Annotated in this window: 16 protein-coding genes and 1 riboswitch; of the genes, 9 read left to right on the top strand and 7 right to left on the bottom strand. The window is 64.3% G+C overall.

The genetic code is table 11. The features are described from left to right. Window positions 1-12 precede the first annotated feature (12 nt). Both APH30_RS12315 and sodC read left to right on the top strand, forming a co-directional pair. Window positions 13-894: a LysR substrate-binding domain-containing protein gene (locus tag APH30_RS12315; RefSeq protein ID WP_009686685.1), complete on the top strand. Its 882-nt coding sequence runs from the start codon at window positions 13-15 to the stop codon at window positions 892-894. A gap of 113 nt (window positions 895-1,007) precedes the next feature. Then, the gene (sodC, locus tag APH30_RS12310) at window positions 1,008-1,523 is read left to right on the top strand and encodes a superoxide dismutase family protein (RefSeq protein ID WP_054912691.1); all 516 of its coding nucleotides are present in this window, start codon (window positions 1,008-1,010) and stop codon (window positions 1,521-1,523) included. A gap of 101 nt (window positions 1,524-1,624) precedes the next feature. On the opposite strand, the gene APH30_RS12305 is transcribed toward sodC, so the two are convergent. Beyond that, on the bottom strand, window positions 1,625-2,461 hold the full coding sequence (locus APH30_RS12305) for a bifunctional allantoicase/(S)-ureidoglycine aminohydrolase (RefSeq protein WP_029886486.1): 837 nt from the start codon (window positions 2,459-2,461) through the stop codon (window positions 1,625-1,627). A 236-nt stretch (window positions 2,462-2,697) separates the two neighbouring features. On the opposite strand from APH30_RS12305, the gene APH30_RS12300 reads away from it, so the two are divergent. Both APH30_RS12300 and APH30_RS12295 read left to right on the top strand, forming a co-directional pair. After that, window positions 2,698-3,576, top strand: coding sequence for a hypothetical protein (locus APH30_RS12300; RefSeq protein ID WP_054912690.1), 879 nt, complete (start codon window positions 2,698-2,700; stop codon window positions 3,574-3,576). 77 nt (window positions 3,577-3,653) lie between these two features. Further along, entirely contained in the window at window positions 3,654-4,337 is a 684-nt protein-coding gene (locus tag APH30_RS12295; RefSeq protein WP_029886484.1) for a TetR/AcrR family transcriptional regulator, read from the top strand. Between the two features lie 16 nt (window positions 4,338-4,353). Here APH30_RS12295 and APH30_RS12290 read toward each other — a convergent pair whose 3' ends face one another. Beyond that, entirely contained in the window at window positions 4,354-5,361 is a 1,008-nt protein-coding gene (locus APH30_RS12290) for a GlxA family transcriptional regulator (RefSeq protein ID WP_054912689.1), read from the bottom strand. Between the two features lie 181 nt (window positions 5,362-5,542). On the opposite strand from APH30_RS12290, the gene APH30_RS12285 reads away from it, so the two are divergent. Then, window positions 5,543-6,013, top strand: coding sequence for a hypothetical protein (locus APH30_RS12285; protein WP_054912688.1), 471 nt, complete (start codon window positions 5,543-5,545; stop codon window positions 6,011-6,013). 89 nt (window positions 6,014-6,102) lie between these two features. Beyond that, on the top strand, window positions 6,103-6,315 hold the full coding sequence (locus APH30_RS12280; RefSeq protein ID WP_009686692.1) for a PLDc N-terminal domain-containing protein: 213 nt from the start codon (window positions 6,103-6,105) through the stop codon (window positions 6,313-6,315). Between the two features lie 58 nt (window positions 6,316-6,373). Here the strand turns inward: APH30_RS12280 and APH30_RS12275 are convergent, their stop codons facing one another. Next, the gene (locus tag APH30_RS12275) at window positions 6,374-6,685 is read right to left on the bottom strand and encodes a hypothetical protein (RefSeq protein ID WP_054912687.1); all 312 of its coding nucleotides are present in this window, start codon (window positions 6,683-6,685) and stop codon (window positions 6,374-6,376) included. Between the two features lie 140 nt (window positions 6,686-6,825). On the opposite strand from APH30_RS12275, the gene APH30_RS12270 reads away from it, so the two are divergent. After that, entirely contained in the window at window positions 6,826-7,707 is an 882-nt protein-coding gene (locus APH30_RS12270) for a DMT family transporter (RefSeq protein ID WP_054912686.1), read from the top strand. 7 nt (window positions 7,708-7,714) lie between these two features. Here the strand turns inward: APH30_RS12270 and APH30_RS12265 are convergent, their stop codons facing one another. The 4 genes from APH30_RS12265 to APH30_RS12250 form a co-directional block, all read right to left on the bottom strand. Then, window positions 7,715-8,434 (bottom strand): TorF family putative porin, encoded by a 720-nt coding sequence (locus tag APH30_RS12265; protein ID WP_009686695.1) that lies wholly within the window; start codon window positions 8,432-8,434, stop codon window positions 7,715-7,717. Between the two features lie 81 nt (window positions 8,435-8,515). Further along, window positions 8,516-8,767, bottom strand: a complete 252-nt coding sequence (locus APH30_RS12260; protein ID WP_009686696.1) for a hypothetical protein — start codon at window positions 8,765-8,767, stop codon at window positions 8,516-8,518. A gap of 229 nt (window positions 8,768-8,996) precedes the next feature. Continuing rightward, the gene (locus APH30_RS12255; protein WP_054912685.1) at window positions 8,997-10,016 is read right to left on the bottom strand and encodes a branched-chain amino acid aminotransferase; all 1,020 of its coding nucleotides are present in this window, start codon (window positions 10,014-10,016) and stop codon (window positions 8,997-8,999) included. A 129-nt stretch (window positions 10,017-10,145) separates the two neighbouring features. Continuing rightward, the gene (locus APH30_RS12250) at window positions 10,146-10,505 is read right to left on the bottom strand and encodes a hypothetical protein (protein ID WP_054912684.1); all 360 of its coding nucleotides are present in this window, start codon (window positions 10,503-10,505) and stop codon (window positions 10,146-10,148) included. Between the two features lie 187 nt (window positions 10,506-10,692). Beyond that, a riboswitch (cobalamin riboswitch) is annotated at window positions 10,693-10,906 on the top strand. 99 nt (window positions 10,907-11,005) lie between these two features. Here APH30_RS12250 and cobW point away from each other — a divergent pair. Both cobW and cobN read left to right on the top strand, forming a co-directional pair. Beyond that, the gene (gene cobW / locus APH30_RS12245; RefSeq protein ID WP_054904763.1) at window positions 11,006-12,073 is read left to right on the top strand and encodes a cobalamin biosynthesis protein CobW; all 1,068 of its coding nucleotides are present in this window, start codon (window positions 11,006-11,008) and stop codon (window positions 12,071-12,073) included. Between the two features lie 3 nt (window positions 12,074-12,076). Continuing rightward, window positions 12,077-15,794: cobaltochelatase subunit CobN (cobN, locus tag APH30_RS12240; RefSeq protein WP_054912683.1), on the top strand; the 3,718-nt coding region annotated here is incomplete at its 3' end.

Here is a 15,794-nt window from a genome sequence, read left to right as displayed (position 1 = left end):
TTGAATACCAAGATGTCCAATAGCGCGAAATCGAATAGGGCCCTGTTCGACCTTGACCTGTTGCGCGCCACGGTGGTGGTGGCCGACTGCGGCAGTTTCACCACCGCGGCCGCGCGCCTGCATTCCACCCAGTCGACCATCAGCCAGAAGGTTCGCCGCCTGGAGGACATGGTTGGCCATCGGTTACTGGTACGCGGCAACCGCGACGTGCTGCCAACCGACGCCGGGCAGACCCTGCTGGGCTATGCCCGGCATATGCTGGCGTTGAACGACCAGATGCTCGAAGCCTTGGCCGGGGCCATGGTCGGCACCACCGTGCGCCTGGGTGTGCCGGAAGACTTCGTCGGCGGGAGGACCACCAATGCGCTGGCGGCGTTCAGCCGCCTGCACCCGCAGGTAAAGCTGGAGGTGACCAGCGGCCTGTGCCGCGACCTCAGCCAGGCCTACGACAACGGTGAGCTCGACCTGGTGCTGCTCAAGCAGCGGCGCAACACCCGCGAGGGCGTGGCATGCTGGCCAGAGCGCCTGCAGTGGATCGACAGTGCCCGCGCGCCGGCGTTCGAGCTGGACCCGATTCCGCTGGTGACCTTTCCGCCACGCGGCCTGTACCGCGAAGACATGATCAATGCCATCGAGGGCATGGGCCGGCGCTGGCGTATCAGCTTCACCAGTTCCAGCCTCAGTGGCATCCAGGCGGCCGTGGCCGATGGCATGGGCGTCAGTTTGCTCCCGCCGCGCGCGGCGACAGGCGAGCACCGGGTGCTGGGCGAGGGGCAGGGGCTGCCGGAGATCGATAGCTATGAAATCGTCATTGTTCACCGGCCGACCGCTGACATCATGGTCAAGGCCTTGGCCGAGGTGATGACTCAATTGCTGGCCGGGGGCGGCATCTAGCCCAACGAGAAAAGTGTTTCAGGCTGTGGCGCGATGGAATGTCTGGCAGGGCCGTGCAGTCCCACCGTTAACGTGGGCAGTACGCCCAGCAACCCAAGCCATGGAGACGCACTATGAAAACAGCTGCATTTGTCGCTTTACTGGCCAGCGCCGGGTTGGCCCAGGCGGCCGAAACGGTCGAACTCAAGCTGGCCGGCCCCGACGGCCCTGGCAAGTCCATTGGCACTATCAGCATCGAGCAGAACAAATATGGCACGTTGCTCACCCCCGGCCTGAAGGACCTGCCGCCAGGCGTGCACGGCTTCCACCTCCACCAGAACGCCTCGTGCGCACCGGCGCAAGACGGCGGCAAGCCTGTGCCAGCGGGCGCTGCGGGCGGGCACTGGGACCCGGATTCCAGCAACGCCCACAAAGGCCCCTATGATGACAGCGGTCATCGCGGCGACTTGCCGGCGCTGTATGTGGGGGCTGATGGCAAGGCCACCTATCCTGTCCTCGCGCCGCGGCTGAAGGCCACCGATTTCAAAGGCCATGCACTGATGGTGCACGCCGGCGGTGACAACCACAGCGACCACCCCGAGAAGCTGGGTGGCGGTGGAGCCCGGGTGGCCTGCGGGGTCGTGCAGTAAACGCTTGCCCGTGCGCCTGAAACAAGGCCGCCCCTGCAGGTTCACGCAAACCTGCGGGGGCGGCCTTGTGTCGGGAGCAGGGCGCCATGCGCCCCGGTGCCTCAGCGCTTGGGGTTCAGCGTCAGGTGCACGTGACGGTTCACGTCCTTGTACAGCAGGTAGCTGAACTTGCCTGGGCCACCTGCGTAGCAGGCTTGCGGGCAGAAGGCGCGCAGCCACATGAAGTCGCCGGCTTCCACTTCGACCCAGTCCTGGTTCAGGCGGTACACCGCCTTGCCTTCCAGCACGTACAGGCCATGCTCCATCACGTGGGTTTCCGCGAACGGGATCACGCCGCCGGGCTGGAAGGTGACGATGTTCACATGCATGTCGTGACGCATGTCGGCCATGTCGACGAAGCGGGTAGTGACCCAGCGGCCTTCGGTGCCCGGCATTTCAATGACGGTGGCGTTGTCACGGTGGGTCACGAACGACTCAGGTGCGTCCAGGCCCTCGACTTTCTGGTAGTGCTTGCGCAGCCAGTGGAAGGTGACATTGGCTTTGCTGTTGTTGCGCAGGCTCCACTCGGCGCCTGGCGCCAGGAACGCGTAGCCGCCTGGCACCAGGGTGTGGTGCTTGCCTTCGACGGTGATGTCCAGTTCGCCTTCGACGATGAACACCACGGCCTCGGCATCAGGGTCCAGCTCAGGGCGTTCACTGCCGCCTTCCGGGGCCACTTCGACGATGTACTGCGAGAAAGTCTCGGCAAAACCGGTCAGTGGGCGGGCGATGACCCACATGCGCATCTTGTCCCAGAATGGCAAGTGGCTGGTGACGATGTCACGCATCACGCCTTTGGGGATGACGGCGTAGGCTTCGGTGAACATGGCACGGTCAGTCAGCAGCTCGGTTTGAGCCGGGTGCCCACCGTGGGGGGCGAAGTACGAATGGTTCGACATGGACAATCTCGACTTGTTGTTCTCTCCCCGTGCCGTGAACCGCACCGGCCGGTGCGGCGCAGGGGATGTGGCGACAGAATAGGGTCGAGCGCGCGCCATGCACAAATTAAATGTTGGAATACCCAGGATTCGATCGCTGAATGCGCGTTCGCACGCAGGGGCTACCGATCAGATGATTCCGACATATTTTTCACATTCCCTTGTTAGGATCCCCCGGCATTTCCAAGGAGCCCCCTATGCCGTCTATCCTGCGCAAGCGCAGCACCCGAATCGTCTTCACCGCCACCACTGGCCTGCTCGTGGCCACATTGGGCTTTTTCGCCTGGCAAAGCTTCTATCCGGTGCAGGCCGCGGCAGGTTGGAAAGTTGGTGTGCTGCACGGTGACGTGACCAAGGCCGCGTCACTGCTGCCGCAAGCCGATGGCAGCCTGCTGGTCAGCCGCGAGCTGGACGACGGCCGCGGCAGCATCCTCAAGATCGCCGCCGACGGCGCCCGGGTGGTAGTCATCGATAACCTGTCCAAACCCGACGGCATGGTCGCGGCCCAGGGCGGTTGGGTATTCAGCCAGGAGGGCGGAGCCGCCCCGGTCAGCCTGGCCCGCAATGGCAAGGTCACGCCGTTGTTCGAGGGCGACAGCGTGCAAGGGCTATGGAACGACGGCAAGCACCTGTATGCCATCGAAGACCGCAAAGGTAACGGCCGCCTGATGCGCTACGACTGGCAGAGCGGGCAACTGGACGTGCTGCGCTCCGGCCTGACAGAAACCGAAGGGCTGACACGCTGTCGGGGCGACCTGTTGTACACCGAAAAAGCCAAGGGCACCGTTCGCGCCCTGGCCGCCGATGGCAACGACCCGGTGGTGGTCGACGGTTTGCGCAACCCCACGTTCCTGTACTGCGACCAGCGTGGCCTGTGGATCAGCGAGGACAACACGCACCGCGCCCGGCTGCTGCGCATCGCTGCCGACGGCAGCCAGCACACGGTGCTGACGTTTCTCAAGGCGCCCCAGGCCATCATCGCCGACGGCAAGGGCGGTTACCTCCTGGCCGAGGGCGGACGCGACCGTGTCTTGCACCTGACGCCGCCAGCAGAGCCGGTCACGGCCCAGCGCTAGCCGCAACAGCGTGCTTCCCTGCACGGCCGTGCTCACGGATAATCCCCCACATTCCAATAAACAGCCTGTGAGTGGGTATGAGTGATTCCGTAGTCGGCCTTGGCCAGCCTGAAACCGAAGGGGGGCGCAGAACGCGCAAGAACAACCCCGAGAAAACCCGCGAGGATATCCTCCAGGCCGCCATCCACGAATTCGTTCAGCAAGGGCTGGCCGGGGCTCGCGTGGACGCCATCGCTGAACGCACGGCTACGTCCAAGCGCATGATCTACTACTACTTCGGCAGCAAGGAGCAGTTGTATTGCGAATGCCTGGTCAAGCTATACGGCGATATTCGCAAGACCGAGCAAAGCCTGGACCTGGAGTCGCTGCCGGCCGACCAGGCGATCCGCAGGCTGGTGGAGTTCACCTTCGACCACCACGACCGCAATGTCGACTTCGTGCGGATCATCTGCACCGAAAACATCCACTACGGCGAATACGTCAAGCAGTCCCCGGCTATTCGCGAAATGAGCAGCCTGGTGCTCGAAGCCTTGGGCAACACGCTGCGCCGCGGGGTAGAAGAAGGGGTGTTCCGTAGCGGTATCGAGGTGATCGACCTGCACATGCTGATGAGCTCGTTCTGTTTTTACCGGGTGTCCAACCGGCATACCTTTGGCGAGATCTTCCAGATAGACCTGTCGGATGACCAGGTCAAGCTGCGGCACAAGGCGATGATCTGTGATGCGGTGCTGCGCTACATTCAGGTTGGGCAGCGCCCCTGACGCTGCGCCAACCTGCTCAGTCGCCCAACCGCTGCTCACGCGAGGGCGGGTAGCCAAAATACGCCGCATAGCATTTGCTGAAATGTGACACCGAAACAAAGCCGCAAGCCACCGCCACTTCCATCACCGACAGGTCGGAATACTGCAGCAGCCTGCGGCTTTTGGTAATGCGCAGCTCCATGTAGTAACGCCGCGGCGATGTGCCCAGCTGGGCCTGGAACAACCGGTCGATCTGGCGCCGTGAACGCCCGCTGTAGGCGGCCAGCTGGTCGAGGCTGAGGGTTTCCTCGAGGTTGTTCTCCATCAATTCGACAATGGTACGCAGGTGCAGGCTCATGGACTTCTTGGCCCCCGGCCCGACCTGGCGGTAACGGGCGCCTGAGAACGACAGAATTTCTTCCACGCCTTCGGCCAGGCCGTCACCATACAAGCGCCGCACCAGCCCCAGCATCAGTTCCATGGCGCCGTTCGGGCTGGCGGCACTGAGCCGGTCACGGTCGAGGGTGAAGCTGGCCGGGGTAATGCGGGTTTGCGGGCTGCGCTCGGACAAACTGGCACGCTGCTCGGGGTGAACGCTGCAGCCATAGTCATCCAGCACCCCGGCGCGCCCCAGGAACCAGGCGCCGTTCCACAAGCCACCCAAGGCCATGCCATGGGCCGCGCAATCACTCAGCAAGCGGTCGAGTACCGGGTATTTCAGCGGCGTACGCAAGCCCCCGCAGATGACCAGCAGGTCCGGTGACTTCAACGCCTGGGGGGACAATTCGGTGGCCACCAGTTCCAGCCCAAGGTCGCTGAGCACGCGGTCGCCGTCCAGCGACAGCGGGGTGAAACTGAAGCTGTCGGCACGCAGCAGGTTGGCCGTGACCAGCACGTCCATGGCCACGGTGAAACTGGCCATGGAGAAGTGTTCGAGCAGCACGAAATCGACTTGATAAGGGGCCTGGGCATCGGCGCTGCTGGCCTTGAGCCGCAGCATGTTGCTGGTACTGGTCTTCTTGCTGAACTGGCGTGGCGTGGGCACTCTGAACTCCGCTTGCTGGCTGGCTCGCAGAGTGTGGCCGGTGGCTGGAGGAAAGACAATCTCCCCGGTGGCGGTGTCGTATTACAGGTCGTGTTCAGGCAACCTGTATGGCTGCAGACTTTCCCACTATGCTTTGCCATAGGCGCTTGCATCAAACGCCTGGCCCTTGAGGAACCTATCGATGAAATACGCCGCTGCCTTGTTGCTCAGCTTGTTGCCATTGCTGGCCACGGCCGTGGAGCCGGGCGAACCGCTCGCGCCCTTTACGTTGCTCGACCAGCATGACCAGGCCTACACCCTGAGCGCGGACACCCGGGTATTACTGGTGGCGCGCGACATGGACGGCGCCAAGTTGGTCAAGGCGGCACTGGCCGACGCGCCCAAAGGTTACCTGGAAGTACGCAAGGCCGTGTTCGTCGCCGACATCCAGCGCATGCCTGCGTTGGTCAGCAAGCTGTTCGCCATCCCGGCCATGCGCGGTTACAGCTACCGGGTGCTGCTCGACCGGGAAGGGCGGGTAGCCAGCCGGTACCCCGGGCAGCAAGGGCAGGTACAGTGGTTGCAGTTGCAAGAAGGCAGATTGGTGAGCCAGCAGGCGTTCACCGATGCCGCGGCATTGAAGGCGGCGCTGGAGCGTGCGCCGCTGCAGTGAGGTGCGTTACCTGCAGGAGTGGTCAAAACAATCTGAACCCTCAGCGTCAATAACAACCCAAGCCATTACACGGCAAAGAGAGAGCGCTTATGGAAGTCGGAACGATCTGGATCATTGTCGCAGCCTTGGTCATCCTCATGGAAATCTGGGCCATCTGGAACATCATCGGCAGTGAGCGGCGCGCCGAACGCAAGATGTTGTGGGTGGTGTTCGTCGTCTACGCGCCAATCCCCGGCTTGTTGTTCTGGGCCTGGCGCGGCCCGCGCGCCGTCAAAGGCCGGTCCGTACTCGAAGAAAAATGACAGGCACGGGTATCAGGCGCTCGCGCGCCTGATACCGTCAGCGGTCACTTTTCAGCGGTCATTTGGGCAGCACGTTGAAGCGAATGGCGGGGCCGAGGCCGTTCACCATCAGGCAGCCGTAGAACTTCACGCTGGACAGCACGCCCAGCGTCTTTAACGCATCGTGTATGAATGCGTGGAATACGCGCTCGGCATCCTTCTGGCGGTCGGCAAGCGTCGCGGCCTCGAGCGTGACCACCCCAAGCAAGGTGGTCTCGATGTGCTGGACGGTTTCCAGGCCGGTTTTCTCGCGAAGGTACGTACGTGCCTTCGCCGCATCTGCCTCATCCCCTTCGACGGTGTAAGCCAACTGAAAATCGAATTTGCTCATGGTTTTGTCCTTGGTTGCGATAAAGCGTCCGTGCCGTGCCGTGCACCTTACCGGCATGCGCAAGTTGTGAAAACGAACGAGGTGTTCAACAATCTCATCTGTTTGTAGGAAACGACCTACTTGACCTCGAGTACCACGCCATGAGCACTGGCACCACCTCGCTTGCCGGGCATAAGGCTCGTGCCTGGCTCTGGCCAGCGCTGTTCAGCCTGGTGGCATTTGCCGCCAACTCGGTGTTCTGCCGCCTGGCCCTCAAGAACGGGGCGATCGACCCGGCCTCGTTCACCGTGGTGCGCCTGGCCAGTGGTGCAGTGTTCCTGTTGTTGCTGATTCGCTTGCGCAGACCGGCGCAGCGCATGGGTGGCACCTGGCGAGCAGGCTTGGCCTTGTGCCTGTATGCCTTCCTGTTTTCAGCGGCCTACCTGCAACTGAGCGCCGGGGCGGGCGCCTTGCTGCTCTTCGGTGCCGTGCAGATCACGATGTTCGGTTTTGCCTGGTGCAAGGGCGAACGCATCAGCGCACGGGGCCTGCTGGGTATGCTGATCGCCTTCGCCGGCTTGCTGGTGCTATTGTTGCCAGGCGCTTCGGCGCCACCGTTCAGCAGTGCCTTGCTGATGGTTGTTTCTGGCATCGCCTGGGGGGCGTACACCTTGCTCGGCAGAGGGTCGCCCAGGCCGCTGGCCGACACGGCCGGCAACTTTGCCCGCAGCCTGCCCTGGCTGGTGGTGCTGGCACCGCTGCTGTTGCTGGGGGCCGGGCCACACCTTAGCGCCGGTGGCTTGCTGTTCGCCCTGGGCTCTGGTGTGCTGGCTTCCGGAGCCGGTTATGCCGTGTGGTATGGCGTGGTGCGGCAGGTCAGTGCGCAACAGGCGGCGACCCTGCAGCTGAGTGTGCCGGTGCTGGCGGGGTTGGGCGGGGTTGCGCTGATCGGCGAGCCGTTATCGCTGCGTTTGTTGCTCGCCAGTGTGGTAGTGCTGGGCGGTATTGCGCTGGCGCTGGTGCCGCGCCGCCAGGCCCTGTAGGAAAAGCCTAGAAAAAGCTGCGCTGGGCCTTGAGGGTGACCACGCTGTCGCAATAGGTGTTCATGCCTGAGTAGGCGTCACAGCTGGTGCCACTGAGGCTCGAGTTGCTGTAGATCAGGTTCAGGTCGATGCCCAGCCAAGGGCGCGACAGTTCCAGCGACCAGTCGGAAAAGGCATTCACCTGGCTGCCATCGCCGATGGTGAAGGGTGTGCCTAGGCGGTGATGGGCGAGTTTGACGGTGAGGTCGACATCGAACAAGGGCAGTTGGCCAAAATCGGCGAACAGCGTACCGGTGCGGTTGTCGGGGTTGTCGCGTAGTGCACCGCCGAACCGGCTGCCCAGCACCGACACTCCCCCATACAGGGCTACGCTCTCGGCGCCGGCGATGTTTGGCTGGCTGTAGTGGATCAACCCCACTTCATAGCCCAAGGTGCTGTCGAAGTGGTGCTTGTAGCCCATGTAGCTGTCCAGGCGCAGGGTCGAGTTGGCCGTCACCCCCATGCTCGGGGCATATTGGCCGACGTACAGCCCACTGGGGTGGCTGAAATCCATGCCACCATGAAACGCGCCGACCGCCGTGGGTGAAATCAACCCTTGGGCCATGCTACGTGAAGGGGTGGTGCCGAGTGTAAAGTCGAAATCGCCCAGTTGGCGCTTCATCTGCTGGGCCAGCAGAGGGGGGCTGAACAGCAGGGCAATGCTCAGCAACAGCAGGGGCCTGAACATGGTCACCGTCCTGGAGGGCTTACGGTAGAGCGTTCAAGGATACCTGCCCGAGCGGCCGCTGAAAACCATGTAGCGGCGGGTTCAGCCTTTGGTCGAACGGTCGGCATCGGCTGCCTCGGTCACCACCGGCAGGTTGCCGGCACGCTGGATCACCCGGCGTTGCTGCTCATAGTCGTCCAGCGACAGACCGCGGCGCTGCAAGGCCTCCAGCTGTAACTGGCGGGTTTCGTCGGCGCTGTACGGGCGCAGTTCAGGGTGGCTGGCACAGCCGCTGCTGATGGCGAGGGTAAGCAGGGCAAACGTGGCAGTCAGCAAGCGGGCCAGGGTGTTCATCAGGTAGCTCCAGGGGCCAAGGGTGTAGGTGGCGAGGCGATGGAGCTAGGTTATGTGGTTGCCGCGCCTGGTAGAAATTGCCCCTCTCGATAGTGACTATTGATGCACGGCGCCCTGGCCATTGACGCGCAGAAGCTCAAACCTTGCAGGCTGCCGCCTGGTGGCTCGATCCATGAAAAACGGGGCATGCCAGCGATGGCATGCCCCGTTTTTATACCGCAAAAGCGTTTCAGGCGACTTTGACGATCCAGCCAGCCGGTGCTTCCACATCACCGCTCTGGATGCCGGTCAGCTCGTTGTAGAGCTTCTGCGTGACCGGGCCGACCTTCTCCAGGTCGTGGAACACGTGCAGCTTGCCGTTGTACTCGATGCCACCAATCGGGGTGATCACCGCAGCAGTACCGCAGGCGCCGGCTTCGACGAAGCGGTCCAGCCTGCTGATTTCCACGTCACCTTCGACCACGGTCAGGCCCAGGCGCGATTGTGCCAGCTCCATCAGCGACAGGCGGGTGATGCCTGGCAGCACCGAGGCCGATTTAGGCGTGACGAACTCATTGTTGGCGGTAATGCCGAAGAAGTTGGCCGAGCCGACTTCTTCAATCTTGGTGTGGGTCAGCGGGTCGAGGTAGATGGCGTCGGCGAAGTTGGCTTTCTTCGCTTCGGCACCTGGCTGCAGGCTGGCAGCGTAGTTGCCACCGACCTTGGCGGCACCGGTGCCTTGCGGTGCTGCACGGTCGAAGCTGGAGATCTGGAAGTTGTGCGGCTTCATGCCGCCCTTGAAGTACGAGCCAACCGGAATGGCGAAAACCGAGAAAATGAACTCGGGGGCGGTGCGCACGCCAATGTTGTCGCCGGTGCCGATCACGAACGGGCGCAGGTACAGGGCGCCTTTACCATGCGGTGGCACGAACTTTTCGTTGGCCTTGACCACTTGCTTGCACGCCTCGATGAACACATCGGTCGGCACCTGCGGCATCAGCAGGCGGGCGCAGCTGCGCTGCATGCGGGCGGCATTCTGGTCCGGGCGGAACAGGTTGATGGAGCCATCCTTGCAGCGGTAGGCCTTCAGGCCCTCGAAACATTGCTGGCCATAGTGCAGCGCGGTGGAGCCTTCACTGATGTGCAGCACGTTGTCTTCGGTCAGGGTGCCCTTGTCCCACTCGCCATTGCGCCATACGGACAGGTAGCGTTTGTCGGTCTTGATGTAGTCGAAACCCAGCTTGTCCCAATTAATGCTTTCGTTGCTCATGACACCCTCATTGTCTTGCTAGTGCCCGATCGCTCGGGCTGCTGTTATATGCGCACCATGCCACCTTAATACATCCGTGGCGGATCGGGAACGGCCGGTCGCAGGTTTCGTCGAGCAGCCCGCCAGCGTTCAGCGCCCCGACAAGCGTTTGGCCCAGTCGCCGCCGTGCCGTTGCTGACAGGCCTGCTCACTGTCGAAGCGCACATGCCAGGCGGGGTGGTCCAGCGCTATGCCTGCTTCCTCAAGCGCCAGGCGGGTCAATGCCAGCATGCGCCCCTTCGCGTCACCCGCCAGGGCCGCCAACTTGTCCGCCTCCTGCTCGAACACCCAGATTATCCGCAGGCTGGCGGGAAACTCATGCGGGTCAAGACGGTGGGTTAGCCAACTGAACCCGACAATTTCCGCCTTGGCGGCTTCGCAGGCTTCGGTCAGGCACGCCACCAGTTCGCGCTCAAGGCGGGCCAGTTCACGTTTGCTCAACGTTTTCACGGGTTGGCCTCGTCATTGGCTTGCATTGGCAGGGGGTGTCCACCGGTACGCTGCACAGGGCTGGGCGGGTAGGGGGCGAGAGACATGAGGCGGCCTAGATCGTGGGGCGGGCTGCCACTTTAACCCATTTGCACTGCCCACCGCTGCCCGGCCAACCCGCAACGGTTGACCACCCGCCAACCACTGCGTAGCCTTGCCACTTCGAGGTTCTTCGGCCAGGCCGAAGCTAAGACGGGAACGCGGTACAAGCCGCGGCTGCCCCCGCAACTGTAAGCACCGACAACGGATCGACACAGCCACTGCGCCAACGCGCGGGAAGGCGTCATCCCGCCAGACTGCTGCCGCGGCAGGCAACTGGAACGGTGCAAGCCAGGAGACCTGCCTCGTCACGTTTTCGACTTTCAACCGGGCGGGGTGATCCGGTGGCGAACAAGCCCGGCCGGCCTGGCCGGTGGCTGTCGTCCTGCATGCCCGCGCCATACTGCCAAGGGCACTGCGACATGAAAACACTGGCCAAGCTCCCCGTTACCATCGTTACCGGCTTTCTCGGCTCGGGCAAGACCACGTTGCTGCGCCACATGCTCGACAACGCCCAGGGCCGCCGCATCGCGGTCATCGTCAACGAGTTCGGCGAACTGGGCATCGATGGCGAAATCCTCAAGCAATGCAGCATCGGTTGCACTGAAGAAGAGGCCACCGGCCGCGTTTACGAGCTGGCCAACGGCTGCTTGTGCTGCACCGTGCAGGAAGAATTCTTCCCGGTGATGCGCGAGCTGGTGGCACGCCGTGGCGACCTGGACCACATCCTGATCGAAACCAGCGGCCTGGCCCTGCCCAAACCGCTGGTGCAGGCCTTCCAGTGGCCGGAAATCCGCAACGCCTGCACCGTCGACGCCGTGATCACCGTGGTCGACAGCCCGGCGGTGGCTGCCGGCACCTTTGCCGCCTACCCGGACCAGGTCGATGCGCAGCGCAAGCTGGACCCCAACCTGGACCACGAGTCGCCCCTGCATGAGCTGTTCGCCGACCAGCTCGCCAGCGCTGACCTGGTGGTATTGAACAAGGCTGACTTGATCGACGCCGAAGGCCTGGCCAAGGTGCGTGCCGAAGTCGCCGAAGAACTGCCGCCGGCGGTGAAAGTGGTCGAAGCCAGCAGCGGCAAGCTGCCACTGGAAGTGCTGCTGGGCGTGGGCGCCGAGTCCGAGGCGCACATCGATGGCCGCCGTACCCACCACGACTCGCACCACGACGGCGACGACCATGACGATCATGACCACGACGCTTTCGACTCCATCTCCATCGACCTGCCGGAAGCCGACGAAAGCCTGCTGCTCGACGCCCTGACCCAGCTGGTGGTGGAGTTCGGCATCCTGCGTGCCAAAGGCTTCGCTGCCATCCCGGGCAAGCCGATGCGCCTGCTGGTGCAAGGCGTGGGTACCCGTTTCGACAAGCACTTCGATCGTGCCTGGCGTGCCGACGAGCCGCGCATCACCCGCCTGGTGCTGATCGGCCAGGACCTTGATGCGGCCCAGCTGGAAGCGCGCCTGCGCCAGGCCTTGGGCGCCTGACCCATGCACCTGCTGCGGACCCAGCCCGGCGGCTTTGTGCCGGATGACAGCATCGCCGACCTTGGCCAGACACCCGCCGAACTGGTGATACTCTGCAGCGGCGATTCTCACCTGGCGTTGCTGGCCGACACGGCCGAGCAATTGCCCGCAGGCTTCCCCAGCCTGCGCCTGGCCAACCCGATGCAGGTGCAGAACCACGCCTCGGTCGACCTATACGTTGACCAGGTGCTGCGCCATGCCAAGGTCATCCTGGTGTCGCTGCACGGTGGCGTCGGTTATTGGCGCTATGGCGTAGAACAACTGGTCGAACTGGCGGCCCGTGGCGTGCAGCTGATCCTGGTGCCGGGCGACGACCGCCCGGACCCGGAACTGACCAGCCTGGGCAACGTCACCGGCGCGCAGGCCGAACGCCTGTGGCACTACCTGCGCCAAGGCGGCAAGGCCAACGCCATCAACCTGTTCAACTGCCTGGCCAGCCAGTGGCTGGGCCGTGACTATGCCTGGGACGAGCCGCAGCCGTTGCCGCGCACGGCGGTGTACCACCCACAAAAGGGCAGCGCGGCGCTGGAAGACTGGTACCCGCAGTGGCACCCCGAACACCCGGTAGCGCCGCTGCTGTTCTACCGCTCGCACCTGCAAGCCGCCAACACCGCGTTCATCGACGTGTTCTGCCAGCGCCTGCAGGCGGCCGGTCTGAATCCATTGCCGATCGCCGTGGCCAGCCTGAAGGAACGCGCCTGCCTGGAGCAGGTCGAAGCCTGGCTGGACGAGGTCGGCGCCGAGGTGCTGGTCAACACCACCGGTTTTGCCCTGTCCAGCCCCGAACGCCCCAACCTGCGCCCGTTCCGCCGTGATATCCCGGTGTTGCAGGCCATTTGCGCGCAGGACAACCAGCCCGGCTGGGAAGCCAGCGAACAGGGCCTGGGTGCGCGCGACCTGGCCATGCACATCGCCTTGCCCGAACTGGACGGGCGCATCATCACCCGGCCGGTCAGTTTCAAGGACATGGCTTGGCGCAGCGAGCGCAGCCAGTCGGACGTGGTGTGCTACCGCGCCCACCCCGAACGCATGGCCTTCGTCGCCGAGCTGGCACGCCGTTGGGTCGAGCTGGCGCGCCTGCCCAATGGGCAGAAGCGCGTGGCCCTGGTGCTGGCCAACTACCCGACCCGGGATGGCCGTATCGGCAACGGCGTTGGCCTGGATACGCCCGCTGCGGCCCTGAACATACTCACGGCATTGCAGGCCGAAGGCTACCCGGTGGCCGACCTGCCGGGCAGTGGCACGCAGCTGATCCAGCAGTTGCTCGGTGGCGTGACCAACGACCTCGACCACCTCGACCAGCGCCCTTGCGCCCAGAGCTTGAGCCTGGCCGACTACCAGGCTGCGTTCGCGCGCCTGCCCGAAGCCAACCGCCAGGCGGTACTGGAACGGTGGGGGCCACCCCAGCAGGACCCGATGTTCCGCAGTGGCCGGCTGATGGTCGCCGGCCTGCGGTTTGGCCTGACCTTTGTCGGCATCCAGCCGGCGCGTGGCTACCAGGTTGACCCCAGCGCGGTCTACCATGACCCCGACCTGGTGCCGCCACATGGTTACCTGGCATTCCACTTCTGGCTGCGCCATGCCTTCGCTGCCGACGCGGTGATACACGTCGGCAAGCACGGCAACCTCGAATGGCTACCAGGCAAGGGCGTAGGGCTGTCGGCGCAGTGCTGGCCGGACGCCTTGCTCGGCCCGCTGCCGAACATCTACCCATTCATCGTCAACGACCCCGGTGAGGGCGCCCAGGCCAAGCGCCGTACCCAGGCGGTGATCATCGACCACCTCATGCCGCCGCTGACACGTGCCGAGACTTACGGGCCGTTGCGCCACCTGGAGCAACTGGCCGACGAATTCTATGAGGCGCAACTGCTCGACCCTCGGCGGGCGCGCGAGTTGCAGCGCGACATCCTCGAACTGGTCAAGGCCAACCATATCGACCGCGAGCTGCAGCTGGAGGGGCAGCTGGACGATGCTGCCGTGTGGCTGCCGCGCCTGGACACTTACCTGTGCGACCTCAAGGAGTCGCAGATCCGCGACGGCCTGCATGTGTTTGGCCAATCGCCTGCCGGGCGCCTGCGGCTGGATACGCTGCTGGCGTTGCTCAGGGTCGAGCGCGGCGATGGCCGAGGCGGCAATGCCAGCCTGCTACGCACCTTGGCCAAGGTGCTGGTGCCCGGCTTCGACCCGCTGGATTGCGAACTCGGCCAGCCGTGGCAGGGCGCCCGCCCCGAGCCGCTGCAAGCGGTAAGCAGCGAGGCATGGCGCACCTGTGGCGATACACGGGAGCGGCTGGAGCTATTGGCGCTGCAACTGATCGAGCAGGCGCTGGGCGGCATTGCCCAGCTACCTGACTGCGCCACATGGCAGCCCGTGCATGCGGTGCTGCAAGCCCTGTGCATGGAGGTGGCGCCGGGCCTGGACGCCTGCGGCAGCGCAGAAATGCAGGGCTTGCTGGCAGCGCTGGCCGGGCGCTTCGTGCCGGCCGGGCCCAGTGGCGCGCCCAGCCGTGGCCGCCTCGATGTGCTGCCCACCGGCCGTAACTTCTATACCGTGGACGTGCGCAACCTGCCTACCACCACGGCCTGGCGCCTGGGCTTCGCCTCGGCCAACCTGATTCTTGAACGCCACCTGCAGGACCATGGCGACCACCTGCGCCAGTTGGGCCTTTCGGTGTGGGGTACCGCTACCATGCGTACCGGCGGCGACGACATCGCCCAGGCCATGGCGCTGATGGGCGTGCGGCCGGTGTGGGCCAGCGGTAGCCAACGGGTCGATGACTTCGAGATCTTGCCGCTGAGTTTGCTCGACCGCCCACGGGTAGACGTGACCTTGCGCGTTTCCGGGTTCTTCCGCGATGCCTTCGGCAACCTGATCCGCCTGTTCGATGCCGCGGTGCAGGCGGTGGCGGCGCTGGACGAGCCCGACGACCTCAACCCCCTGGCTGCCCGTGTACGCTCCGAGCGCGCTGCGCTGCAGGCCCAGGGTGCAAGCGCCGAACAGGCCGCTCGGCAGGCTGGCTGGCGGGTGTTCGGGGCCAAACCCGGCGCCTACGGTGCCGGGGTGCAGAATGCCATCGACGGCCGCCTGTGGCACAGCCGCGAAGACCTGGCTGAGGTCTACCTCAACCATGGCGGCTATGCCTACGGCGGCAGCGATGACGGCACCCCGGCCCGCGCCCAGTTCGCCCAGCGCCTGGCCAAGGTCCAGGCGGTGTTGCAAAACCAGGACAACCACGAGCACGACCTGCTCGATTCCAACGACTACTACCAGTTCCAGGGTGGCATGCTGGCGGCTTCGGAAACCCTGGGCGGGGCCGGCGTGGCCAGTTACCACGGTGACCACAGCCAGGTGGACCGGCCGCGCATCCGCACCTTGAAAGAAGAGCTGAACCGGGTGATCCGCGCCCGTGCGCTGAACCCCAAATGGATCGATGGGGTCAAGCGACATGGCTACAAAGGCGCCTTCGAGATGGCGGCGACGGTGGACAACCTGTTCGCCTTCGACGCCACCACACACCTGATCGACGACCATCATTACCAGGGGCTGGCCGACGCCTATGTGCTCGACCCGGCCACCCGCGACTTCATGCGCGAGCACAACCCCGAGGCCTTGCGTGACCTTACCGAGCGCCTGCTTGAGGCCCAGCAACGTGGCCTGTGGCAAGCGCCTGGTGACTACCGCG

Origin of the sequence: Pseudomonas sp. NBRC 111127, assembly GCF_001320345.1 — a bacterium.
Taxonomy (GTDB): Bacteria; Pseudomonadota; Gammaproteobacteria; order Pseudomonadales; family Pseudomonadaceae; genus Aquipseudomonas; species Aquipseudomonas juntendi.
This window is presented reverse-complemented; position numbering and strand designations above follow the sequence as displayed.

Excerpts from the sequence above, each read along its gene's own strand:
- APH30_RS12315 (WP_009686685.1), top strand. The coding sequence starts at position 13 with ATGTCCAATAGCGCGAAATCGAATAGGGCCCTGTTCGACCTTGACCTG.
- sodC (WP_054912691.1), top strand. The coding sequence starts at position 1,008 with ATGAAAACAGCTGCATTTGTCGCTTTACTGGCCAGCGCCGGGTTGGCC.
- APH30_RS12305 (WP_029886486.1), bottom strand. The coding sequence starts at position 2,461 with ATGTCGAACCATTCGTACTTCGCCCCCCACGGTGGGCACCCGGCTCAA.
- APH30_RS12255 (WP_054912685.1), bottom strand. The coding sequence starts at position 10,016 with ATGAGCAACGAAAGCATTAATTGGGACAAGCTGGGTTTCGACTACATC.
- APH30_RS12280 (WP_009686692.1), top strand. The coding sequence starts at position 6,103 with ATGGAAGTCGGAACGATCTGGATCATTGTCGCAGCCTTGGTCATCCTC.
- APH30_RS12260 (WP_009686696.1), bottom strand. The coding sequence starts at position 8,767 with ATGAACACCCTGGCCCGCTTGCTGACTGCCACGTTTGCCCTGCTTACC.
- APH30_RS12270 (WP_054912686.1), top strand. The coding sequence starts at position 6,826 with ATGAGCACTGGCACCACCTCGCTTGCCGGGCATAAGGCTCGTGCCTGG.
- APH30_RS12285 (WP_054912688.1), top strand. The coding sequence starts at position 5,543 with ATGAAATACGCCGCTGCCTTGTTGCTCAGCTTGTTGCCATTGCTGGCC.
- cobW (WP_054904763.1), top strand. The coding sequence starts at position 11,006 with ATGAAAACACTGGCCAAGCTCCCCGTTACCATCGTTACCGGCTTTCTC.
- APH30_RS12275 (WP_054912687.1), bottom strand. The coding sequence starts at position 6,685 with ATGAGCAAATTCGATTTTCAGTTGGCTTACACCGTCGAAGGGGATGAG.
- APH30_RS12265 (WP_009686695.1), bottom strand. The coding sequence starts at position 8,434 with ATGTTCAGGCCCCTGCTGTTGCTGAGCATTGCCCTGCTGTTCAGCCCC.
- APH30_RS12295 (WP_029886484.1), top strand. The coding sequence starts at position 3,654 with ATGAGTGATTCCGTAGTCGGCCTTGGCCAGCCTGAAACCGAAGGGGGG.
- APH30_RS12300 (WP_054912690.1), top strand. The coding sequence starts at position 2,698 with ATGCCGTCTATCCTGCGCAAGCGCAGCACCCGAATCGTCTTCACCGCC.